Source organism: Lacipirellula parvula (assembly GCF_009177095.1).
GTDB lineage: Bacteria > Planctomycetota > Planctomycetia > Pirellulales > Lacipirellulaceae > Lacipirellula > Lacipirellula parvula.
The window spans coordinates 6734272-6757712 of sequence record NZ_AP021861.1 but is presented as its reverse complement, the minus strand read 5'-3'; the positions used below and the strand labels follow the sequence as shown (position 1 = coordinate 6757712).

Below are 23441 nucleotides of genomic sequence, written 5' to 3'. Positions count from 1 at the left end.
ATGAGAATTGTGTCGCCCCTTGCGGGGCTATTTACACCAAGGCGATGAAGACCAGGGGCTTGCGCCCCTGGCTACAACATGCCGCCCCGATGGGGCTAGTTGCCGGAGGTTTACTTTGCCTCGCCGGCGGCGAGTTCGCCTTTTTCGAGACGTTCAATGTGATGACGCAGCGCTCGTTTGCGTTGCGACGCAGTCTGCTCTGGGCGGTAGTTGCCGAAGAGTCGCTTGCCGGTGATCTCGTCCCAGTTGTAGGAGGCGAGCACGCGGTAGGTGAGGTCGTCGTCGTCCATCCAGCGGACGATGCGATTGAGGACGCCGTTCTTGACCTCTTCGCGCGTCTTGCCGACTGCGTCGGCGTCGAAGCCGGAAAGCATTTCCATGAGGTCGCCGGCAGCCTCTTGGCCCCGTTCGAGGGCGAAGGCGTCGCCGATGCCGACGGCGGCCGACGGGTCGCGGGCGATCGCCTGCCGCAGCGAGTCGACTTGCGAACGCCACGACGCGCGTTGGTTCGTGTCGTTGAGGGCGTTGACGAGCGCGTCGTACAGGCCGACGTAGGCGCCGCAGCGAGCGGCGAGGGCCCGGACTTCGGTGCGGCGACCGCGATCGGCGGGATCGCTCAATTCGAGCAAGTGCACGTTCACTGGCTCGCCGGCGACGAGCGCCTTGGCGACTTCATCGCGAGCACGGCGCTCGCTGTCGGCAATGGCTTCGCGGTCGACCCACTCGGGGAGATTGTCGATAGCGACGGGGGCGGTGTCTTGGCCGGCGACCGTCGTCCAAGTCGCCGGGGCTTCGATCTTTTCGCCGTTCCACTCGATCGAACCGCTGGTAAGGTACCACGATGCTTCGGCTGGCGCCGGAGCGCGGTTGGCGAGCGGGCCGGGAATGAAGACGCGACGGACTTCGATGGCGAGGCTCGACGACGGGCCGAGTTGCGCGAGGCGATCAACGTCAAGCATCGAAATTTCGATGCGGTTGCCGTTGAGGCCCGAGTTAAGAACGACCTGGCCGTAGGGGATGCGAAGGCCGAACTCAGCGGCGCTGGCGCCCGAACCGGCGCCGGGGGGCAGCAGTTCCACTTCGGCGCCGCCGCTGAGGTACACATTGGCGTCGGCGAGGACCACGTGGGTGCGAAAGGTGGGGAGTGCGAGCAGCGTTTCGCCAGGGAGTAACGGCGTGCGCGGGGCGACGCGGTTCCAAACATTCTCTTTGGGATCGAGCTTCAACAATACGTCGTTGTTGCCGAGGTAGGCGCCGATTGGTTTCACCTCGGGCGTCTCGGTTTCTTTCTCGCCTTCGCCGGCTGGGAATGGATCGGCGCCAGTTGCGGCGTCGGCGGCGGGGATCGAGGAGGCGCTAGCGTCGGCGACCATCACGGGGCCGGGAGTTTCTGCTGCGGGCGTCTCGGCGGCGCCGGCTGGCGGCGCGGGAACGGCCGGCGCTTCCGTAGCGGCGATGGCGGCTGCATCGGCGGGGGTTGCGGGTGTTTCCGCCGCAGCGGTGGCGTCGGCAGCGGGCGCTGCGGGTTGATCGGCCGCGGGGCCGAGCGTCATTTCGCTAGCGTCGGGGACTTCAGTGGCGGCGACGGCTGCCGGGGGCGTTGACGCAGCGGGTGTTGCTGCGGGAGCAGCCGCAGCGGCCGCTTCGGTTTCGGCGGCGATCGCGCCGGCCATTTCAGCGCCGGGTGCGGGGAGTTCGAGTGGCGGCGTCTCAAGCGTGCCGGCGGCTCCTGGTGCGGCAGCGGGCGTTTCGACGACGGGCGGTAGCGTCGGCGCGCTCGGCGTGAAGGCCGGGGCTTCGCTGTCGGCCGTGTCGCTCGCGGCAGGAGCGGTCGCGCCGGCGTCGGCGGTCGCGGTGCTGCTCGACGCGGCGGCGGGCGTTTCGAGATTGCCGACGTCGACGGCTGCGACCACGTCGTCGATCTTGCCAATTGCGGCAACGTCGCCGGGCGTTTCCACCGGCTTGTTGTTTTCGTGGCGGATGTAGAACGCCAGGGCGGCAATACCGCCGAGGACGAAGGCGCCGAGCGTTGCCGCGAGCGCGCGGCGCGTGCGACGACGTTGCCGCACGGCGGCGAGCATGTAGTCGGGGACGCCCGCTTCGTCGGGATCGACCTGCGGCTTGCGCGGCGTTGCCGTCGGCACTGGCAATGGGACCGGGGCGACCGGCGCCTCGGCCAGCGGCGGCGTGACCGACGCATTCGTGGGCGTGGCGTGAGCCGGTTCAATGCGGACTTGTTGGGCTGCTGCCGGCGATTGCGCGAGGGCGTAGAGTCGCTGCCGCAGATCGGCGTCGACTTCGGCCGGCTCGCCGAGCACCATCGTCAGAATGTGATGGCACGACGCGGCTTCGGCGAGCAGCATGTCGGCGTTGTTGCCCGCTTCGAGGCAGCTCCGCTCGAACTCGGCGACTGCGTCGGGCGGGAGCGTGCTGTCGAGATATTCGGAGGTGGTGTTGGCGTCGAGCGCGCCGGCGTCGCCGTGAAGGTCGCCCGTCTCGGCCGAGAGGATTTCAGGCGCCGAGAGCCGCAGCCGCCGGACCGCGTCGCGCGAGCGGTGGATCAGCTCGGTGGCGAAGGGGCTTTGCTCGATCTTCCGGCCGAGATCCTCCTGATCGGCGGGATCGAGGACGTCGTCCATGTAGGCGAGGAGGGTGCGGAGGGTGAGACGCATGGGTCGGCCGTGGGGCTGGGGGATGCTTTTTTCGTGGGGCGCTCCTCGCATGTGGGAGGCGTCTCCGACGCCGATTGCGTCACTACTTCGAGCCAATCATGGCCAGGCAGCGATCCATCGGGGTCGGAGACCCCTCCCACAAAGCAGGAGAGCTACTGGGTTAGTGGCGCGGGGAGAGAGGGTTCGTACAAGAAAATCTTCGGAGGGAAGATTTTGTGCGAAATAGCCCCGGGAAGAGATGGCGTAGTTCGAGGCGAACTCAGCCACGCATTCAATCTTCTGGCTCCCTCCCCCTGGAGGGGAGGGCTGGGGAGGGGGGAAGAGCCCTGGTACCAGCCGCTGTCACCCCTCCCTAACCCTCCCCCTCAAGGGGAGGGGACCTCATGATTCAATGTTCTTCAAAGGGGCCCGCGGAGAGTCAGCCGGCGGAAACAGCTGCGCTGAGGCGGCGGTCGGCGCCTTGCCGGCGGTCGCCGCCGCGGCGGCGTTCGGTGAAGTACGCCGTGGCGCGGCTGATGGCGAGCTCGCGGAACTGCGACGGGAAAGCGAGCAGGAAGAAGAGCGAGGCGCCGAGTTGCAGTCCCGCGATGACGCCCGGGTGGATCGTCGGCAGCGCCGTCGTTTCATGCGGTTCGACGACGAACCGCGATTCCCAGCCGTCCCTGGTGCGGACCCAATCGCCGCCGGGCGAGCGGCCGGCCGCACGCTCGCCGGCGCTGATCCAACCACTGATGGCGGCGACAAGCAGAATCGTGAGCAGGCTGCGTTTCATGGCGGTTTCCTCGTCTTGCGGTGCTTTCCTTAGGGCAACGGGCGTGCCGACGATCGCGGCGGAACTAGCGGAGATCAGCGGACTTAAAATCCTCGGGAAATCGCGCGGCGCCAGGGAGTTTTGCCCCACGGAATCCCCCGCCTCGGCGTGGCGGCTGGGCAACGTCGCCGGGGGACCGCGTGGCGAAAAATGAACGCGATCCGTGCAGTCGCCGCCCGCCAAAGCGGCACATTTTCTGGTCTGCCGGGCTAGCGGTTTACCACCTTTGGCAGGCGCCGCGCGGGGCTCGGCAAGCCGCTTTGCCGGCGGCGTGCTGGCGGCAGAGTTTGCGCCTGCGGCGAGTCCCGTAACTTCGGAGAACTCGATTTTCCGAGCGTTTCTGCTTACGGGAATGAGAGTTACAACACAATCCGCGACGGCGCAAAAGCCGCGCGCACGGCAGCGTGTAAGATTAGGCAGCTCATCGTTCGGCGCGTGAAACGAACCTCATCTTTCGCCGCCCGACTTGTCAGCGTTTTCGGCCCACGGTTTGCATTCTACCTGGATTGAATCGAGCCTTCGGAACCTCTCGATTCGTTCCCGACACCGCAAGCCCTGGCGCCTTTCATGCTCCGCTTTAGCCATAACGCCGCTATGACCACGGAAGCGATTTCGCACCTGCGCCGGGCTTGCACCGAAGCCGAGGGATACCTCGAACTGGGATTGCCGGAGCATGCTCTGGCGTCGCTGCAACGGTGGGGACAGCATGTCCACGGCGACGCCCGCGGCTGCTACCTGATGGGCGAAACGCTACGCGAGCTGCAACGGTATCGCGACGCGATCTTCCCGCTCCGTCGTTGCCTCGAGCTGATTCCGGACGATATTCATGTCGCGATGGCGCTCGGCTGGTGCCTGAAGCGGACTGGCCAACTGGAAGACGCGATTGGCGCCCTCGAACACGCCATCGCCGTCGACCCGAGCGAAGCGGTGCTGCACTACAACCTGGCGTGCTATTGGAGCCTCGCTCACAATCGCCGTCGCGCGCTGCAGTGCTTAGCTCACGCGCTCGAGATTGACGGTAACTTCCGCGATCTGGTTTGCGACGAGCCTGATTTTGATCCGATTCGGATGGATCCGTTGTTTCAGGCGCTGACGACTGCGGTTGGTTAGTCGCATTTCTGGCCCCGGGCTCCGCTCGGGGGTGGCATCACGCGCGATTTAGCTGATCGGCGTGGTGGCCGACCCCCGGGCAGAGCCCGGGGCTAGGTGGCGTGCCGCTAAGCATTTTTTCTTGATGCTAAAAATCTAGACGCAGCGTACGCAGCCAGTCCGCCGATCGCCGGCGAGGCGATAGCGCCAACAAGCCATGCGTCGACGCGAATGCAGAGCACGAAGGCGGCGACGGACGCTGCCCAGCCGATGGCGAATCCAACGAGTCGCGAATCGGGGGCGCGTTGCAGTTTGCGGCGATCTCCAAGCACGGCCCCAGTCCAGCAAAGCAGAATGCTTGCGAGCGCAGGCAGGCCGAGCACGATGAGCAGGGCTTTCGCGATGTCGTCGCTGCTAATGTACATGACCGTTAGTGTAGCGGACGTACGTCATTACTGAGCGTCGCGCGGCCGGGCGGATAGATGCGCCTCAGCGTGTTACGATTCCCATATGTCTTCTGGCTCCCTCCCCCTTGAGGGGAGGGCTGGGGAGGGGGTAATGAACCCTGGTACCCACTGCGATCACCCCTCCCTAACCCAGTGCTCCGCACGAACTACCGCCTGCGCTCGCTCGCCACTGGCGACCGTGCTCGTTGCTCCCCTCAAGGTTTCATTTTTCTTATGGCGGAGCATCGCTATGCCCGCAATGAGCGCGATGCCCGCCGTGGTGGCTGACGCCGGTTCTGGGATTGCCGCGGCGACTGTTGGCGCACTACCCGTGTACTCGCGCTGCCAGATAAGAAAATCGGCGCCGTCGGTGCGGTTGTCGTTGTTCGCGTCGCCGTTGGCGTTCGCGCCGAAGGCCGAACGCCACGCTGCTAAGTCTGCGGCGTCGACGAAGCCGTCGCCGGTGAAGTCGGCCGAGAGCGTTGGCGCCGTGGCCGTTTCGTAAGCGCCGATGTCGATGGCCCCGGCAGGGCGGGGCGTGCCGACGATGTCGACCGTGGGGGCTTCGGTCGCGGTTCCCTTGTTGAGCGCGGGCGAGCCGCTGCGGAGGCGGTAGTCGCCGGCGGTCCAGTTTTCGAATAGTTGCGTCGCCGTTGCCGTGAACGAGTGGGCGTCTTGGCCGGTCGCCGCTTGCCATTGGGCGAGCGTGATGTTCGAGCTGCCGCCGTTCGTTGTGAATCGCGAAATGACCGCGTTGTAGTCGCTCACCATGCCTGGCAGGCTGTCGGCCGAGACGTCGATGGCGCCGCGCGACGCATGTTGCGAGAGAATGATGTTATTCAGCAGCGTGTTGTCGGTGGAACCGTCCTGAATATTGATCGCCCAGCGGCCGTTGGAGGGTTGGTTGATCGTGTTGTTGACGACGACGTTGCCGCTGGAGCCTTCGGCGCCGTCGCCCATGAAGAGCGAGATGCCGCTGGCGTGGTTGTCGTAGAGCAAGTTGTTCTCGACGCGGGAATCCTGAACGCCGTCCATGTTGATGCCGCTGCCGCCGCCGAGAGCGCCGCCGTTGATGCTCGCGGCGTTGCCGTAGACGCGGTTGCCGCTGACGAGGGCGCCGGTGATCAGTCCGTCGCCGCCGAGGCTGGCGTCGCCGTTCATGTGGATGCCGGCGCCATGGTTGCCCCAGGTGACGTTGTTGCGAATCACCGGCCGGTCGCCGCTGTTCGAAACGTAGATTCCATGCTCCAAAATGGAGCCGTTCGTTTCGTTGTTCTCGATAAGCAGGTCGTTCACGTGGCCGGTGAAGATGCCCCAGCGGCCGTTGTTGTAGGCGTGGACGTTGCGGATGGTGACGAACTCGGCCATGTCGTCGTCGAGGCCGACACTGCGGATGCCCGCGCGGGGCATGCCGGTGACGCTGAAGCCGTCGATGATGATGTGCGAGGCGAGTTCGAGGTTGATGCCGTCTTGATTGCCGGCGCCGCTGGTGGGCGTGTTGATGAGAACGCCGGGCTCGGCGAAGAACTCGATCGGGTTGGCGGCGGTGCCGCTGGTATCGAGATAAAAGCCTTTGTAGTTGCCGGCGCGAACCGTGACGCGATCGCCGGGGCCGACATGATCGGCGGCGTACTGCAGCGTGGCCCAAGGGGCGCCGCTGTTGCCGGACCCGGAGTTGTTGCCGCCGGGGGCGACGTAGAACTCGGCGCCGCGGGCGAGATGAATCTGGCTGGCCGCCGCCAGCGCCGCGAGGGTTCCGTACCAACAGACCTCGAGCCAACGACCTCGTCGCATGCCGCGTCTCCTTCCGTTCCGTTAGCGTCGCGGGTGTCTGTCGCGACGTTGGCCCCTGAGCGTGTGATTGTACACGAGGGGGCGGCGAAGGGGAGAAAAACGTGGTGCTAGCGCCGCGCGCGGTGACGGCGCTGAAAGCAGCGGGCTAGAGATTGTCTGCCGGGCTCTTTTGTCCCACGCCGACGAGCAACTGGGCTGATGGAGGCCCGTAGGTTGATTCGCGGATGTAAGTGCGAATGTCCTTTGACGTCAGCAAGCGAATGGCGAAGACGAGGTAGAACACAAACATTAGAACATAGTCTGACATCCACGCATTGGCGGAAGCGACTGCATATAGCCCCGCAACGCCGCCCCAGCCGAAGAGCACAATCGCTAGCCAGCGCGCCGCATTGCTGCCGCGGCTAAGCCAGTAGAAGAGCGCCGCGCTCAAGATCAAGCGAATGATCTGCGTCGGGAGTTTGCGGGGGAAGAAGTTGAGCTGGTAGTCGAAGATCAAATAAGCTTCGAAGCAGAGGGCAATGATGCATAGCAGCACCAGATTGCGTCGGCCGGATTCTGCGTTGCCTGTTCCCATGCAAAGACCTCGCTAGCGATTGGGCGGAGCGTTCGCGGGCAGCTTCTGCACGGCTTGTTGCAGCGTCGCAATGCTGCGGTCGAGCGCTGCTTTCTCGTCGCCGTTGAGTCGCGGCGTCAAAACGCTCTGCACGCCGCCGGCGCCGATGACGCCGGGCAGCGAATAGGTGACGCCGTCCGCCGCTTGGTACGACCCGACGACGGCGACGATCCGCTCGTCGCGGAGTATCGCCTCGGTTAGTCGGGCGGTGACGGCTCCGATGCCGTACTGGCTCGCGCCGATGCCGGCGATGATGTTGATGTTCGCGCTGCGGACGGCCGACTCGACTTCGCTGCGGAACGTCGCCGCGTCGAGTTTGCGTTGCTGCAGCACGTCGGCGAGCGGCACGCCGGCGACAGTGACCGCCGACCAGACGAGGACTTCGCTCATGCCATGCTCGCCGAAGACTTGAGCGCCGACCGACGCCGGGTTCACGCCTAGCACCTGCGCGAGATGAGTGGCGAAGCGGAGGCTATCGAGAAACGTGCCGGTGCTGACGACGCGGTCGTGGCCGGCAAGCTGGCGCGTGAGATCGGCGAGCGGATCGGGCGGGTCGGCGACCACGAGCAGCACCGCCTGCGGCGCGGCGGCGACGACTTCGGGGACAATCGCTTGGAAGATCCCGGCGTTGACGCCGAGCAGGCGGAGCCGGCCTTGCGCGTCGCTCTTGTCGGTGGCGCCGCCCGATTTCTCGTTGGCGCCGGCGGTGATCGCGACGAGGTCGGCGTCTTTGAGATCAGCGTTCGTACCGCTGCGAATGAGTAGCGGCTGCCCGGTGGGGATGCCGTAGAGAAGGTCGAGCGCGACCGCTTCGGCGACTTCGCGGCGGACGTCGACGAGCACCAACTCGCGGCACGAGCCTCGCGAAACCATGGCCGAGGCAGCGGCGCGTCCGACCATGCCGACGCCGACGATTCCAACTTTGCTCATTGTTGCGATCCTTGCCGAGCTCAATTGATCAGAGACCCTCGCGCGACTATATCGTCACGCAGCGCTGTGGGCGTTCGTTAATTCTTGAATCAGCCCTTCAACCATCTTCGGGTCGCGGATGGCGAGAAAGCCGTAGTCGGTCGACTTCGAGCCTCCGTCGGAGTCTTTGCTCCACTGTCGGTCGAGGATGAGGTCGCCGCAGCCGTTCGCGCGTTGGACGCGGCGGCGTTCTTGCATCTGGTCGGGCCGAAACGAGCGAATGGTATGGCCGCTGAACCAGCCGGCGTTGAAGATCAAGGCCCGCTGATTGGTGACAGCGTAGGCTGTTCGCTTGGCCATGCGCATCATCCAGAGCGGCGAGAGCAGCATGACGCAGCCGATGAGCAGGAAAGGAATTTCAATGACAACGAAGGGAACTAGGTGGTCCCAGTCCAGATTTCCTCGGGTAGTTTGGTATGTAAAGTTTAAGGTGAAAGCCGTCCAGGGAATGCCGAAGAGGAACGCCGGCAAGCCTCGCCTGGCGTAGAGCCGCGGTATTGGCTGCCCCAACCAGACGATCTTTTCATCAGATTCAAGTTCTGTCGCGACGATTGCGGCGAGGCTGCTTGGCAGTTCACTTGTGTTCGGCATGCAAGGCTTCTCTGAGGCATTGAGGCTCAGTGACTCGGCTGAGTCGGGAGCTGGCGTGATGGGGAGGCGAAGATTCGGGGAATTCCCCCGAACCTTCGCCTATCATACGCTTCAGCCGATGCAAATTGGATGTCAATTGGAGAGGATTCGAGCGAGCCGGCTATTCAATTTGTTGAACAGCAGAGTTCGCCGCGGCTGTGCCATTCGTGGTCGATGCCGCGCATGAGGAGGGCGTTGTCGAATTCGATCGAGCCAGCCGGGAAGATCGTGCGGTCGTCGAAATAGCTGGAACGGATCGATTCGATGGCGAGCGGCGTCGCTGTCCAGGTGTCGCAGTCGAGTTCCAGTCCTTGATAGACGTTCGGCGTGCGTGCGTTCGAGTAGCCGAACGAGCCGGCGGCGAAGAATTGGGAAGCTGCGTCTGCGGCGGGGAAGATCGAGTTCGTAGGCCAGGCGTCGTCCGCGTGGCCTCGCACCTTGATGGCGGTGACGCCGTCGTCGCTTTGCATGTCGAGCGACAGCTCCTCGGCCGTTTCTTGCACGACGAAGCGGGCGTGATGGTGCACGCCGGGGAAGAGGCGGCCGCCGGCGAGGACGCTGAATCGCGAGTTGGTATCGCGGCGACGAATGTAGACGCCGGTGCGGATGGCGTCGCCATCGTTCCACTCGACCGCGATGCGATGCGCGGCGTTTTCGGAGCTGACGCCGAGCCACGCCGGCATGCCGCGTGGTCGCACCGACTTCAAGCGGATAAGGCAGATGCCGGCGATGCCGTAGCCGTTGACGAGTTGCGGACGAAACGGCGCGGGGAGCGTGGCGGCGAGTACGTCGTGGTCGACGCGAAAGTTGGCGAGGATGCGGCGATCGATGACGCCGCGGATAGCGGGGAGGTTGAGCATCGGTTAACTCGGTTGCCGCCACACGACGCCGCGGCGTTCGTATTCCATGTTCTCTTCGATGCGGAGGGCGATCGCGGGACTCGCGAAGCGTTCGACGATCCAGAGGGCGAGGTCGAGGCCCGAGGTGACGCCGCCGGCGGTGATGATGGCGCCGTCGTCGACGACGCGGGCGCGAACGAGGCGGGCGCCGGCGGCTTCGAGGTCGGGGATGGCGCTGTGGTGGGTGATCGCTGGGCGGCCGCTGAGGAGTTTGGCGGCGGCGAGGAGCATCGCGCCGGTGCAGACGGCGGCGAGCGTGACGCCCGCGGCGTGGTACTCGTCGAGTTCGGCGGGAATGACGCCGCGGTTGACCTCGGCCCGCGCGCCGGCGGCGGAGCCGTCGATCCAACCGCCGCCGGGGACGACGAGCAGGTCGGGTCGCGGGCCTTCGCCGAGCAACGCATCGCACGCGACGGCGAGGCCGTGGGCGGCGACGATCGTTTCCGCGGTGGGGGAGGCGACGAGGCGCACGCGAAAGTCGGCGCCGAGCTTGGCGGCGTTCTGTAGGACTTCAAACGGCGCGATCGCGTCGAGTTCGTCGAAGCCGGGGTAAATGAGGATGTCGATGTTCATGGCGAATGATTCTGTGCGGTTAAAGACAGGAACCGCCGTCGCGGCGACGCATTAACATAGCAGCTTCCAGTTTCTTGGCGGGCTGTCTGCAGTGCTTAAGAATTGAACCGCCAAGGACGCCAAGAGCGCCAAGGAAATGCGGGAGCGGGGAGATTGACCATGAAACACACGAAAGAAACGAAATGAAGAGATTCATTGAGAATCGCTGTGATCGCAATGGCTTCAGACCTACATCCCTTTTCGTTCATTTCGTGTGTTTCGTGGTTAAATGCATTTCTTCCTTGGCGCTCTTGGCGTCCTTGGCGGTTCAAAATTTTTGCATGAGCGCACGAAAAAGCCCCGCCTGTTTCGCGAGGATTCGCGGGAACAGGCAGGGCTCGATAGTTTCGGTGGTCAGCGTGCCGGCGATCAGTCGGCGAAGATGCCGGTGCCGTACCAGATGCCGTTGCCGCCGCGGCGGATGTCGTAGCCGAACGCGCGGTGACGGCCCGAGACGCCGCGCCAGTGGCCCGACGAACCGCGCCAGCTTTGGACGCAGTCGATGCACGAGTCGATCATGTTCTGGCCAGGCCAACTTTCGGCGACGACTTCCGAGACGGGGCCGCCGGTGGCGCCGCTCAGTTGGTTGAAGCGCGAACCGAAGTTCTGGTGCCCTTGCTGGCCGATGCTGGCCTGGTAGCTCGAGTGGCTGGCGGCGCCGTTCGCGAGCGTCGGATGAAGCGTCCCGTAGGTGCTTTGCGGCGCCTCGGGGTGGGTCCTCACGGCCCAAATCATCGTCCGCTGCGTGAGCGTGCCGGACGGCAGATCGAGAATCACGCTGAGGTGATTGTTCTGCCAGTGGTAGTACTTGCCGCTGGAGTAGGGGAGCACATTGACGGCGTGGCCGTAGTGGGGGGCGCCCTCGTTCTTCAGGTCGAGCAGGACGAAACCCGCACCGCCTTGCAGCTGGGCGAAGGCCGGGAAGGAGAGGAGCCGTTGGGCTTTGCCGTCGACGGTGATCTCGGCGTCGACCGGCAGGCGGAGGCGGCTGACGCCGTCGAGCTTTTTCTGGATCGCAGCGTTCGTCGCGAAGTAGTTGTCGACGCTCGTTTGAACGTTGTTCGTCGAGGTGCTGGTGAGATTAATCAACAGCATTTGCTTGTTGCGCTTCGCGGCTTGGTAGGCCTTGTTGTAGTCGGTGCGCCATTCGAGTCCGCCGACCGTGACGGTCGACTTCTTCTCGGATTTCGGCTTGGCTTCTTTCTTAGCTTCGTCTGCGGGCTTCTCCGCAGTCTTCATGACCGACTTCTCTTCAGTCTTCGTTTCCGCTGCTTGGGCAGTTTCTTTCGCCGGAGCTTCGGCGGCAGGTTGGGCCGCAGTTGGCTCGTCGGCGCGGAGCGGGGCGAGCGAGATCGAGGCGAGGGCGGCGACGACGGCCGAGGCGCAGAGTTGCTTCGTCAATGGTGAAGCGAACAACATACTCTTCTCCTAAACTCTTTAACGCCGAACGGAGGTTCCATTTCCGATCGACGCGTCTCGAAATGCCGTTAGGCGAATCCTTCGTGCGGCACGCGAAGGTTCGAGTCTAGGGGTCGCGTAAGCTCGTGGCAACGAGCAGAATGGGCTGTTTGCGGGTTTTCCCTGCGCCCGGGCGAGTGAGGAACGGTAATCTGCGCAAGGTGGCGGAGCGACGCTCTCAGGCTGCGGCGAAGCGAGCCCGGCGGCCGGGGGGTTGGCGCAAGGCGCCCAGTGCAGTAGTGGCAAAAACGATGGCGAGGAGCGCCGCGGAGGCAGGTTCGGGGATCGCGGCGACGGCTGCGATCGTAGGGACGCCGCTGCCGAATTGCCGCTGCCAGATAAGGAAGTCGGCGCCGTCGGTCTTCAAGTCGTTGTTGGCGTCGGCCCCGGCGCCTGGGCCGAAGGCGAGCTTCCACGCCGCGAGGTCGGCGGCGTTCACTTTGCCGTCATTGTTGAAGTCGGCCGCGTAGTCTGCTCCGAGCGTGAGTTTGAGTTCGTAGGGGCCGCTGGCGAAGTGATCGCCAAGATAGGCGTCGTCGCCAGTGCCGGTGACGGCGAGCGTCACCTTGCCGTTGGCCGGCACGGTTCCGGCGAGCAATGAAAGGCCGTCGCCGGCGCTATCGTCGTCTTCGTCGATGAGAAAGCCGCTGTCGCCGAACCAACCGATCTGCGTATCAATCGCGACGCTTTGCGGATCGAATGTTTGCGCCGTGAATGGCGCGCCGGGAGTCAGGCCGGTGAAGGTGAAGTAGTCGATGTCGGCGCCGACGTTGAAGTAACCGAGATTGTCGATGTACACGTCGTACGAGCCGAGGATCGCGTCTCCGTCGACGAACGAATATTCCTCGACGGAGCCTGGTGCGAGCGTTGCGGAACTCGTAAAGAGATTCGCCGGGTCGCCGAAGGAGTCGTACGTTTGCACGTACACGTCGAGAGCGCCCGATTCGCCGTGACTGCCGACGAAGTCATCGTCGCCGTAGCCGCTAATAACGAACGAGATGCTGCCGTTTTGCGTGGGGACGCCGGTGAGCCCCGAGGCATGGCCGTTGCCGAGGGGGCTGCTGTCGTCGTCGACGTCGACGATGGCGCCGAGGAAGTTGCGGATGCCGAGGATTGTGTCGGGAGGCTGCACGAGCTGGTCGCTCACCGTGAGGATGCCGGGAGCGAGGATCGTGGCGGTGGCGAACGTTTCGTTCGGTTCAGCGGCACGGGCGTTCCCAGATGCGAGAATCGCGGTGAGGGCGGATAAGGCGAAGAGTGGTGAAGCGAGACGCATGGTGTGCGGTTCCGATTGGTCTGAGGCGACGTCGGGCCGCAGTATAGCAGTAGCGGAGTAAGAAGTCGCTTGAATTTCTCCTCGCTTCGTGCCAGGAGCGTAACGCAGAAAGAGCGTAACCACGAATCCCGCGAATTTGCGCGAATGAGAAAACAGGGTCGTTCCAGCACTATTCGCGTCAATTCGCGTGATTCGTAGTTTCTCAGAATGCGCTTCGCACGGCCGTTTGCCGAGCGGATGGCCTACGGGGCATAATGGCGGGCTGATTGGGGTATCTACTCTCATGCAATGCGAGGACTCTTCGATGACATCTTTCTCGGCGTCGCGCGTGGCGGTGTGGGCGTTGGCTGTAGGGCTGATGGTGGCTGGCGGTGAAATGGGGCGCGCCGACGAATCCAAGCCGACCGTGGCGAAGGGCGAGACGCGCAGCTTGTTCAACGGCAAGGATCTCAGCGGCTGGCACGCCGATGTGCCGGAGCTGGATAAGAACCCGCAGGGGAAGTCGCCGTTCATTGTGCGCGACGGCAACCTCGTGAGCCTCGGAACGCCGGGCGGGCATCTCATCACCGACGACGAGTTCAGCAACTATCGGCTGGTGGCCGAGTACCGGTTCGTCAACAAGCCAGGCAACTGCGGCGTGCTAGTCCACGCGTCGAAGCCGCGAGTGCTGTACGGCATGTTCCCGCAGTCGCTTGAGGTGCAAATGCAAAGCGGCGAGGCAGGGGACTTCTGGTGCATTCACGAGGACATCGAAGTGCCGGAGATGGCGAAGCGTCGCGCGGGTGATCCCGCCAACTGGGGCGCGACCGAGGGGAAGGAGCGACGGGTTCTCAACCTGACTGAGAAATCGGAAAAGCCGCTGGGCGAGTGGAATCAGATGGTGATCGAGTGCGTCGGCGACGAGATCAAGGTGTGGGTGAACGGCGAGTTGGTGAACCATGGTTCGAAGTGCACGGCGGAGAAGGGGCAGATTGCGGTGCAGGCGGAGGGGACGGAGGTGGAGTTCCGGAAGCTGGAGCTGACGCCGATTGAGGCGTTGACTGATTGAGTTGCTTGGAAATACGGATCTCTCGCAAAGGCGCAGAGGCGCAAAGGAATGCGCGGGGAGCATCGGGGGTGCGCGTTGCCGCGCAGAGCGTGGAACGAGGTTTGAGTGATGGGAATGATGATGCGCGCCGTTTCGGCGGCGGTGATGTTAGGGGTGACGTTGTGCGGCGGTGCAGCGGCGGATGACTCGGCTGGGGTGAGTGACGCCGCGCGCGGGGCGACGTTGACGCTGGCGTGCAGGGCCGAGAACGATTTGTACCGCGGGCTGGTGGCTGGCGGGTCGGTCGTGCAGCGGGCGAGCTCCGTGCGCGAGGGGATCGAGATCGCCGCACCGGGAGCGGCGCTGCTTGTGCTGGCCGATGGGTATCCGGAGTGGCGGACGGAGGTGCGTGCGGAAGAGTATGCGGTCGCGCGGGAGGAGGGGCTAACGCTGCTGGTGGAGTTTCCTGCCGAGGCGCCGGGAGTGGAGTTTGCGGAGCCGCGGCAGGCGCGGTGGGAGCGTGGGGTTGTTGCGGAAGGGGCGTCGCTTGGGTTGCCGCCGTTGGCGATTCTCGCGCTGCACGATTGCCAGTACTTGCCATGCCGTGCGGAGGATCCGCTGCTGGTGTTGGGACGCGTGGCGGGGTTCGATCGAGCGGTGTTCGGTATGCCGGCGGCGAGCGATCCGCTCTTGTTTCGCACCGACGAGCGAACGTGGATCGCGACGACGCGGTTAAGCGGGTTCGTAACGTCCCGTTACGCGCCGGCGGCCGATTGGGCGACGCTGTGGACGCATTTGCTCGCGGCGATTGATCCCGCGGGGGCGCCCCACCGTTTGCAAGTGAAGCCGCTGGCGACGCCGGCGTATGCTGCGGACGAGCCGTTGCCAGATTCGGCCGAGGCGGAGTCGCTCGCGAGTTTCGCCAAGTGGTGTCTCGAGTCGCGGCTGTTGATCGTGCCGGAGCGGGAGCCGGAACTCCACCGCTTGCTGCGCGAGAATGTGGAGATCGTGCCGCCGCCGGCTGCAACTGGCGGCGATGGTTCGCTCGGGATTCTTGAAGGGTATGCGTCGCAGATTTTGCCCGACGGAAGCCAGTTGCAGAGAACGCCGATTCGCGCCGACTGCCAAGCGGAGACAGCGGCCGCCCTTGCGATGCACGCCAAGCTGAGCGGCGATGCGCGGAGCGAGCAGGTCGCGACCAATCTGATGAACTACTTGTATGAAACGTCGGGCATGTGCCGCGGCGAGCGCGGCAATCCGCGGCATCCGGCATTCGGCCTGGTCGCGTGGGGGGACGTTTCACCTGCTTGGATGGCCGGCAACTACGGCGACGACAATGCCCGCACGCTGCTCGCCACGATCGCGACGGCCGCCAAGCTCGAAACCGCGGCGTGGGACAAGCCGTTGTTGCGAGCGCTCTACGCCAACTTGCGAACGACCGGCACGCTCGGGTTTCGCAGCGACAATCTCACCATCGCCATGATTGAAGAGCATGGTTGGAAGCACTTTCATGACGCACCGACGGTGAATGTGTCGCCCCACTTCGAGGCGTACTCTTGGGCCTGCTATCTGTGGGCTTACGCTCGGACGGGTGACGAGCAATTTCTGGAAGTGACCAAGCGCGGCATCCGCCGCACGATGGAAGAGTATCCCGCCGGTTGGCGGTGGGGAGAAAATCTCGACCGCGCGCGGATGTTGCTGGCGCTTGCCTGGTTGGTGCGCGTGGAGGACACGGCGGAGCATCGCGGCTGGCTCAAGCAAGTGGCGAACGACCTGCTGAAAACGCAGCAGCCATGCGGCGGGATTCCGGAGCAGCCGGGCAATGCCTCGACGGGGCATTTCCTCGTGCCAACTTCCAACGAAGCGTACGGCACGGGCGAGACGCCGCTGATTCAAGAGAGCGGCGATCCGGTGACCGATCAGCTGTATGTGTCGGGATTCGTGCTCCTCGGCTTGCGCGAAGCGGTCGCCGCGACGGGCGATGCGGAGCTCAAGCAAGCGGAAGATCGTTTGGCCGACTATTTGGTGCGCGTGCAGGTGCGGTCGGAGTCGATTCCGTATCTCAACGGGACGTGGTTCCGGGCGTTTGATTATCGGCGCTGGGATTATTGGTCGAGCTCGGGCGACCTCGGTTGGGGAGCTTGGTGCGCCGAAGCGGGGTGGGGGCCGGCGTGGACGGCGATCACGTTGGGGTTGCGCGTTGAGGGAACGTCGCTGTGGGACGTGAGCCAGTCGTCGAAGGTCGCGTCGCAGCTTGGTGCGGTGCGCGAAGAGATGTCGCAGAATGACGGCGGGCCTTGGCGAGGGGCCTCGCAATGAATGTTGTGGCTCCCTCCCCCTTGTGGGAGCAACGAGCACGGTCGCCAGCGGCGATCGAGCGCAGGCGGTAGCCTGTGCGCAGCACCGGGCTGGGGAGGGGGGTGAGCCCTGGTACCCGCTGTCTTCACCCCTCCCTAACCCTCCCCATCGAGGGGAGGGGACCTCATGGTTTCATTTTAGTGAGGCTTCGGCGACTGAGCGCAGCGCTACGCGCGGCAACGCATTACCGGCATGGAAACCGAACCCCGGGCGGAGCCCGGGGCTAGGCGATGCGGTCGGTGAGGCTCGCGGCGAGGGTGATGAGTTCGCCCGCTTCAACTGGCTTCGGCAGATGCGACGTGAAGCCGGAGACGAGCGCACGGCGACGGTCGTCGGCGCGGGCGTAGGCGGTGAGCGCGATCGCCGGCGTTTTCTTTTGTTGCAGCGTCGCCTCTCGGGCGCGCCACTGGCGGATGAACGTGAAGCCGTCCATGCCAGGCATGCCGATGTCGGAGACGATCAGGTCGAATGTCGCCATTGCTTGCAACTCGAGAGCTTGCTCGGGCGATTCGACCGCGGTGACGCGGGCGCCGCACGATTCGAGGACGCGGGCGACGAGGGCGCGGGAGTCGGCTTCGTCGTCGAGAATCAGAACGCTTAAGCCGGCGAGGCTAAAGGTTGGTTCGTGGAGATGCGAGTCGTGGAGATCGTGCGATTCGCCGTCGGCCGCTTGCTCCTGCAAGACGGAACGAATCGGCAGGCTGACGATGAAGGTCGAGCCGCGGCCTTCGCCGGGGCTGTCGGCCGAGACGACGCCGCCATGGAGTTCGACGAGGTTGCGGACGATCGCGAGGCCGAGGCCGAGGCCGCCGTACGAACGGCTGATCGACGCGTCGGCTTGGCGGTAGCGATCGAAGATGTACGGCAGCAGGTCGGGCTTGATGCCGATGCCCGAGTCGGTGACGGTGAGCTCGACGTGCGAGTCGACTCGCTGCAGGACGACCTGCACTTTGCCCCCTTTGGGGGTGAACTTGATCGCGTTGGAAAGCAGATTCCACGCAACCTGGCGGAGACGGTTTGGATCGCCGGTTGCTTTGACGCCGAAGAGGGGGGCGATCATTTTTTCGAGCCGCACCCCCTTCGCTTGCGCGGTGACGGCGGACGACTGGACCGCTTCTTCGACGATCGTCGCCAGGTTGACGTCTTGCAGGTCGAGCCGCAGGCGGCCGCCGATGATGCGGCTGATCTCGAGCAGGTCTTCGAGCATCGTCGCCTGGGCTTTGGCGTTGCGCTCGATGACGTCGAGGCCCTCCTGGAATTCGGCGCTGAGCTCCGTGCCCGTCATTTTCAGTAGCTGCGACCAGCCGAGGATGGCGTTGAGCGGCGTGCGGAGCTCGTGCGACAGCGTGGCGACGAACTCGTCTTTCACGCGGTTGAGACGCTCGAGTTCGTGGCGAGCGATCCGTTCGCTGTCGAGCGCCTTCTCGCGCTCGACGGTGGCGAGGCGGAGGTCGGCGTGAGCCATCGCGAGCATTTCGGCGCGGCGGACGAGCAGCGCGACCATTCGTTGGCGGAGGTTGTCGGCGGTGGCGATTTCGTCGTTGGTCCAGGGCTCGCAGGTCCCTTTGACGGTTTCGCGCCAAAGGGCGAACGAGCCGCGGGGCGAGAGGCGATCGGGCGTCTCTTGTGAGAGGGCCGTTTTGCGAGGATCGCCGGCCCAGTTGACGGTGCGGACGTGTTCGGGGCGGAACCAGAGGAGCTGGTGCGCGCGGTTGCGGCCGATGTTCACCGCCAGGACGCCGGCGGCGACGGCGGCGAGGTAACCGCCGCCGAACTGACTGCTGAGGTTATCGATCGCGGTGACGTCTTCGCCTCGCTCCAGCAGCCACGCGGCGATTTGGCGGATTTCGTCTTCGCTGGGCGTGTGACCGATGCGAGAGACAATACCGTCGGAAACGATCGCGGCGCCGCCGGAATCGATGCAGTCGATGAGCGTCGGTTCTGAGAAGAGGGCGCCCTTGGCGAAGTCTTCGTCGCGACTGAGGTTGGTCATCACCTTGTCGCAGCACGTGAGCTGACGCTTGCGGAGCTCGCGCGTCTCTTGCTCGTCGACCGCGGCGATTTGCAGCGACATGAAGTGGCCGAGCAGTTCGCTCGCCTTCCGCAGATCGTACGGAATAAATTTCGGCGAGTAGTGGTGGCAAGCGATCAGGCCCCACAGCTTGCCTTGCCGCAGGATCGAGATCGACATCGAGGCGTAGACGCCCATGTTCCGCAGGTACTGCAGATGGATCGGCGAAACGCTGCGGAGGACGGAGTAGCTGAGATCAAGCGGCGGGGCGGTCGCATGGGCGGCGAGAATTGGCGACGCAACGTAATCGCGATCGGCGATGAAGCGGAGCCAGTTCTTCGTGTAGAGCTCGCGGGCCTGCTTCGGAATGTCGGAAGCGGGGTAATGGAGGCCGAGAAACGGTTCGAGGTCCGCGCGGCGTTCTTCGGCGATGACTTCGCCGTTCCACTCGCGGTCGAAGCGGTACATCATCACGCGGTCGAAACCGCAAAGGCGGCTCACCTTTTCGCAGGCAAGCGCGGCCATCTCTTTCACCGAGGTGGCGCGTTCGATGCGGACGAGGGCGTCTTGTAGGTTGTGGTAGAGAGCGTTCGCACGCTGGCCGGAGGTTTCGGGCGAGCGTTCGAGCTCGATAAAAAGTTTGTCGCCGTAGCGATGGGTGATCGCGTCCCACGGTTCCTCGGCGTGGCGGAGTTCCCACGTCGATTGGTAGGCGGGGCGGCCTTCCTTCAATTGGGCGAGGTCGCGATGCCAGCGGGCGGCTTCGCCTTGCTCGTTCTCGATGAGGAGCGCGTCGAGCGTGCGGCCGAAGAGTTCCTCCGGCGCGGCGCCAATAAGTTGGGCCGCGTTCGCGCTGACGTGCGTGATCGTGAGCCGCTCGCCATCGAGCGCGACCAGCACGCCATGGGGCTGGATCGCGCCGGGGATGTGGATCGGCTCGCGGTCGCAGGTGGTGAGGTCGATGGTCTCGGTCATCGTGCCGCCAAACGTTCACTTTCGTTGATGTTGTGAGTCGCAGCGCCGAGCGGTTCGGCGGGCAGCGGTAGCCAGGCTGCGAGCGATTCGAACGTGCTGACCGCAGCAGCGACGACGCGGTCGGCGTCGCGCGGGTTGTCGTACGCGGCGAGGCTCGCCAAATAGCGCTGCCACATTTCGCCGGTGCGCTCGCCGTAGCAGGTGAAGAACGCGAGGCCGCAGCGACTGGTGAGGCCGAAGCGGGCGAAGAAGTGCCGCGCGAGGATCATTCCGCCGAGCGTTGAACCTTCGACGACGTACAAGGCGCCGACGGCGTCGGCGACGCTGCGGAGGGGCGGGGTGGCGGCTGGCGCGATCGACCGGAGTTCGGTCGAGCTCATGCCGAGTGAGCGCAGGTCGTCGGCGAGCGCCGTGCACTTCCACCGTCCAGCCATCAACTGTCGGTCGGCCGTCCGCTGCAAGGAGGCTTCGAGCGGCAGGTAGTAGGCGTAGAACCGGGCGAGTAGATCGCAGTAGTCGGGTAGGCGAAGCGCCGGGTTCAGCAGATCGAGTTCGCGTTCGAGCGCCGTATGGGCGTCGTGAGTTGAGTCTTTGAGACGGGTGCGAAGCGGCAGGAGGTGCATGATTTTTCGGGGTTCTAATCGCGCGGTGTCCAAGGAGCGACCGACCCGGCAGCGCAGAGATCAGCGCTGAGGTTGGTCGCGCAAAGCGACAATCGTAAAAACGGGGCGTTTTAACGCGTTACGAGGTTCAAAAATGAAGGGCACACTACGATGCAATCGGCATGCCGAGAGCCTTCGCCCTGCTCGGGCCGGAGCCGGTAGAAGAGGCGAGTGTTGCGACGGCGGGGCCCGTCGGGTGCGCGTCGTCGAGAGTGCCTATTCAAGCGCCGGCAGCGATTGCACCGCGCGGAGCGTCGGCGTGCCGCGGGCGGCGGCGAGTTTCTTCTGCGCGAGTTCGGCGAGAGTGATGAAGCGGTACTTGCCGCCCGTCTCCTGGGCGAGATCGATGAGCGAGCAGGTGGTGCGCGGCTCCACGCCGAAGTGAACGACGTTGATCTTGATCTTCCGCTGTTTGCACTCGCGTACGAGGATCGCGATTTGCTCGGGGCTTGGGTCGTCCTTTTCCTCGCCGTCGGTGAGATGGAAGATCACCTCGGGTTCGCACATGATCGCTTCTTCGAGCGCCGGCAGGTGGTGCGTGTCGCCCTCGGCCGGCATCGAATAGACAAACGACTTGGCCAGGACCTTGTTTTCGTACGTCGCGTCGTACATCCGCCGCGTGTTGCCGAGCAGCGAGACGTAGCCGTTATAGAAGACGATTTGAAACCGGCACGACTCGTTGAGGTCTTCGAGGCTGTTGACGAGTTCCTTTTTCACGGCTTCGAGCGGCGTGATTTTGACGACTGCTATGTCGTCTTCCGTTAGCGTGTAGAACGAGCTCATGCTGAGCGAGCGATCGAACACGTAAACAAAGTCGCCCCCCTCGCCGACGAGGTCGAACATGCTCGTGGTGGCGTGGCCGGGGCCTGTGCCGTCGCCCGTTCCCATGCCGACGCCCTTGCCATGGCCGCCGCCGCTGCCAGTGCCGGAGCCGCCGTCGCCGCCATTGCGGGCGTCGCCTTCCTTGGGGCCACGGTTCGTTGCGGCGGCGGAAGTGAGGAGCATGTCGCGATCGAAAGCGACGGCATCGCTCTCGGGGGGAGTGGTGACGAGCGGATCGAACTTCGTGTTGAAGATCGGATCGGCGGCCGACTCGGCGAGCGGGATTTCTGCGGAGTCGACGGCGAGTGGATCAATCGAGGCGTCAATGTCAGCCGAGTCGACGAGCGGCGCCGTGGCTTCGCCAAGACCTGGATCGCCGCCGCCGCCGGCGTTGACGTCGGTGAGTCCAGGATCAGCTTGGAAGTCGAGCGTGAGATGGCCGGGGTCTTTAGGGACTGCCTGAATGAGGAGCCCGAGGATGAGCACGATTCCGGCGTGGCAAATGAGCGAGACCAGCCACGGGGGGAAGGCTGCGTAGTCGACTTCATGGTCGCGCGCAACAGCGCGGGCGGTGGCGTTCTTGGGCGTCACGCGAGTCGAGGCCGTGGGTTTTTCTGCTGTTCCGGAAGATGCATCAGCCGCGAGGCGGCCTTGCGAGCAGGCGACCGCTGCGATTGACGCCGTCATTGTTGCCGGTTTGGCAGAGCGACGCAAGAAAACCTGCAAAACTGGGTAAAAAGTAGCGAAATGTGGCGGGCGAATGGGCTAGCTGGCCGTCGGATGAAACTTTTTGGTGGCGAGGTATCCAAGTGCGATGAAGGCGAGCAGGTTGACGCCCTGGGCGACCGCAAACGGCGGCTCCGATTGCGTTGGCGCCAAGGCGTGGAGCGGCGGGAGCTTTTGGAATGCCTGGAAGATCAGGACGAAGACGTTGAGATACTGCGCTACGATTGCTGTGATGACGTACGTCGCGCGCCAACGGCCGACGAGCTTCTTGCCATAGAGTGCGTAGATGGAGATCGGCAGGATGATCAGCGATAGGACGGCCAGGATGTGCGACGGCAGCAGCTTCACGAAAGGAAACAAAAATCCGGTCGCACTAGTGAGGACCGTCGTCACCAGAAAGAATGCCGTCCACCGCGGCAGTCGCTGCGCTTGGAGCATGCCGCCGATGACGATGTAGCCCGAGACGATGCCGAGCAAGCTGATGATGACGTGGATGATCAAGACGGCGTCCATGGAAACTCTCGGGCTGGCGGATGGCGGGCGGTGAGCGTCGCGGGGAACAGCGACTTGGCGAGTGGCGGAATCTTACCCTCGGCACTTGGCGGGTCGCTAGAGCGCTCGCCTCATTCTCGCTACGGCGCTTCTTAGCCCCGGGCTCCGCCCGGGGCTAGGGGGAGAGGGGCTGGTGCGCGTGAGCCTATGTCTGGAAACGCAAACAGCCCTCGACCGGAGTCGAGGGCTGTTTGGAAATTTACCTACTCACTTAAACACCTACTCACGCTCGCCACCGCTGCTTACTTCAGCGGCTTCACCTTCACCGAGCGGTAGTGCGTCTCGCTGCCGGGGTCGTGGCCTTGCAGGGCGAAGGTGCCCGAGCCGATCTTCGCGTCTTGCCAGCCGTCTTCGCGCTTGAAGTCGGCGGGTTGATCCCACTCGTTGACCACTTCGCCGTTGACCTTCACGGTGACGTGGTTGTCTTTCACGGTGATGTTCTGCGTGAACCATTCATCGTCCTTGGCGGGCGACTTGTCCATGACGTTCTTGATGTTGTAGAGGCTGCCGGTCTTCTTCGGGTCGCCGTGGGTGTTGTTCACCTGGGTTTCGATGCCAGTGCTGGGCCAGCCAGTCGGTTGGTACTTCGTGTGGAAGTACATGCCCGAGTTGGCCTTCGGCTTGGTGAGAACTTCGCACTCATATTCGAAGTTCTTGAAGTTGTGGTTTTCAACCGGGCCCTCGTAGAAGATGTGGGCCGCTTCGCCGTGGGCGACGATTTCGCCGTCGACGACTTTGAAGGTGTCGGGGTTGTCTTCCGTGACCTTCCAGCCGTCGAGATTCTTGCCGTTGAAGAGTTGGTACCAGCCATCTTTGTCTGGTTTGGGGGCTTCGGCGGCTTGAGCGAAGGGCGTGAACGCGAGGCCCAGCAGTAGGGCGACGGAAGCGAGGGCGAATTTCATCGCAAGGTTCCTTGAGAGTTATTGCCTGGGATGGAATAGAGGGGCAGACGCGTCGCTAGAAGTGGCTCGTGGCGAGTGCGAACGCGGTAGTGACAGGCTACTAATGGCATGCTCGCGGAGCAAGCGGCGATGCATGT

At 64.3% G+C, this 23441-nt stretch carries 19 protein-coding genes; 3 read left to right on the top strand and 16 right to left on the bottom strand.

All coding sequences use genetic code 11. The features are described from left to right. Positions 1–110: 110 nt before the first annotated feature. Both PLANPX_RS26440 and PLANPX_RS26435 read right to left on the bottom strand, forming a co-directional pair. Positions 111–2672: a hypothetical protein gene (locus PLANPX_RS26440; protein WP_152101617.1), complete on the bottom strand. Its 2562-nt coding sequence runs from the start codon at positions 2670–2672 to the stop codon at positions 111–113. A 418-nt stretch (positions 2673–3090) separates the two neighbouring features. Then, positions 3091–3444, bottom strand: coding sequence for a hypothetical protein (locus PLANPX_RS26435; protein ID WP_152101616.1), 354 nt, complete (start codon positions 3442–3444; stop codon positions 3091–3093). Between the two features lie 633 nt (positions 3445–4077). Here PLANPX_RS26435 and PLANPX_RS26430 point away from each other — a divergent pair. Next, positions 4078–4593: a TPR end-of-group domain-containing protein gene (locus PLANPX_RS26430; protein ID WP_172992344.1), complete on the top strand. Its 516-nt coding sequence runs from the start codon at positions 4078–4080 to the stop codon at positions 4591–4593. Between the two features lie 107 nt (positions 4594–4700). Here the strand turns inward: PLANPX_RS26430 and PLANPX_RS26425 are convergent, their stop codons facing one another. From PLANPX_RS26425 to PLANPX_RS26385, 9 genes are all read right to left on the bottom strand, one after another. Then, positions 4701–4997 carry a hypothetical protein gene (locus PLANPX_RS26425; protein WP_152101614.1) on the bottom strand — a complete coding sequence of 99 codons (297 nt, stop codon included), beginning with the start codon at positions 4995–4997 and terminating at the stop codon, positions 4701–4703. A gap of 156 nt (positions 4998–5153) precedes the next feature. Beyond that, positions 5154–6812 (bottom strand): right-handed parallel beta-helix repeat-containing protein, encoded by a 1659-nt coding sequence (locus tag PLANPX_RS26420; RefSeq protein WP_152101613.1) that lies wholly within the window; start codon positions 6810–6812, stop codon positions 5154–5156. Between the two features lie 145 nt (positions 6813–6957). Further along, entirely contained in the window at positions 6958–7386 is a 429-nt protein-coding gene (locus PLANPX_RS26415) for a hypothetical protein (RefSeq protein ID WP_152101612.1), read from the bottom strand. Positions 7387–7398: 12 nt separating this feature from the next. Beyond that, entirely contained in the window at positions 7399–8355 is a 957-nt protein-coding gene (locus tag PLANPX_RS26410) for a lactate/malate family dehydrogenase (protein ID WP_152101611.1), read from the bottom strand. A 54-nt stretch (positions 8356–8409) separates the two neighbouring features. Further along, positions 8410–8985 (bottom strand): hypothetical protein, encoded by a 576-nt coding sequence (locus PLANPX_RS26405; RefSeq protein ID WP_152101610.1) that lies wholly within the window; start codon positions 8983–8985, stop codon positions 8410–8412. A 164-nt stretch (positions 8986–9149) separates the two neighbouring features. Beyond that, positions 9150–9884: a DUF2071 domain-containing protein gene (locus PLANPX_RS26400; protein ID WP_152101609.1), complete on the bottom strand. Its 735-nt coding sequence runs from the start codon at positions 9882–9884 to the stop codon at positions 9150–9152. A gap of 3 nt (positions 9885–9887) precedes the next feature. After that, positions 9888–10496, bottom strand: a complete 609-nt coding sequence (locus tag PLANPX_RS26395; protein WP_152101608.1) for a DJ-1/PfpI family protein — start codon at positions 10494–10496, stop codon at positions 9888–9890. A gap of 408 nt (positions 10497–10904) precedes the next feature. Continuing rightward, positions 10905–11954, bottom strand: a complete 1050-nt coding sequence (locus PLANPX_RS27705) for a CAP domain-containing protein (protein ID WP_194175112.1) — start codon at positions 11952–11954, stop codon at positions 10905–10907. A 217-nt stretch (positions 11955–12171) separates the two neighbouring features. Then, a complete protein-coding gene (locus tag PLANPX_RS26385; protein ID WP_152101607.1) occupies positions 12172–13269 on the bottom strand; it encodes a hypothetical protein in 1098 nt (365 codons plus the stop codon). Positions 13270–13573: 304 nt separating this feature from the next. On the opposite strand from PLANPX_RS26385, the gene PLANPX_RS26380 reads away from it, so the two are divergent. Together PLANPX_RS26380 and PLANPX_RS26375 are read left to right on the top strand one after the other, a co-directional pair. Beyond that, a complete protein-coding gene (locus tag PLANPX_RS26380; protein ID WP_198421820.1) occupies positions 13574–14317 on the top strand; it encodes a 3-keto-disaccharide hydrolase in 744 nt (247 codons plus the stop codon). Between the two features lie 114 nt (positions 14318–14431). Continuing rightward, positions 14432–16615 carry a hypothetical protein gene (locus PLANPX_RS26375; RefSeq protein WP_198421819.1) on the top strand — a complete coding sequence of 728 codons (2184 nt, stop codon included), beginning with the start codon at positions 14432–14434 and terminating at the stop codon, positions 16613–16615. Positions 16616–16877: 262 nt separating this feature from the next. On the opposite strand, the gene PLANPX_RS26370 is transcribed toward PLANPX_RS26375, so the two are convergent. The 5 genes from PLANPX_RS26370 to PLANPX_RS26350 form a co-directional block, all read right to left on the bottom strand. After that, a complete protein-coding gene (locus PLANPX_RS26370; RefSeq protein WP_152101606.1) occupies positions 16878–19640 on the bottom strand; it encodes an ATP-binding protein in 2763 nt (920 codons plus the stop codon). Further along, positions 19637–20263: a biliverdin-producing heme oxygenase gene (locus PLANPX_RS26365; protein WP_152101605.1), complete on the bottom strand. Its 627-nt coding sequence runs from the start codon at positions 20261–20263 to the stop codon at positions 19637–19639. The genes PLANPX_RS26370 and PLANPX_RS26365 overlap by 4 nt, the downstream gene beginning before the upstream one ends. 255 nt (positions 20264–20518) lie before the next feature. Next, positions 20519–21715: a hypothetical protein gene (locus PLANPX_RS26360; RefSeq protein WP_152101604.1), complete on the bottom strand. Its 1197-nt coding sequence runs from the start codon at positions 21713–21715 to the stop codon at positions 20519–20521. A 174-nt stretch (positions 21716–21889) separates the two neighbouring features. Then, positions 21890–22363, bottom strand: a complete 474-nt coding sequence (locus PLANPX_RS26355; protein ID WP_152101603.1) for a hypothetical protein — start codon at positions 22361–22363, stop codon at positions 21890–21892. 281 nt (positions 22364–22644) lie between these two features. Next, positions 22645–23304: a 3-keto-disaccharide hydrolase gene (locus PLANPX_RS26350; protein WP_152101602.1), complete on the bottom strand. Its 660-nt coding sequence runs from the start codon at positions 23302–23304 to the stop codon at positions 22645–22647. Positions 23305–23441: the final 137 nt, after the last annotated feature.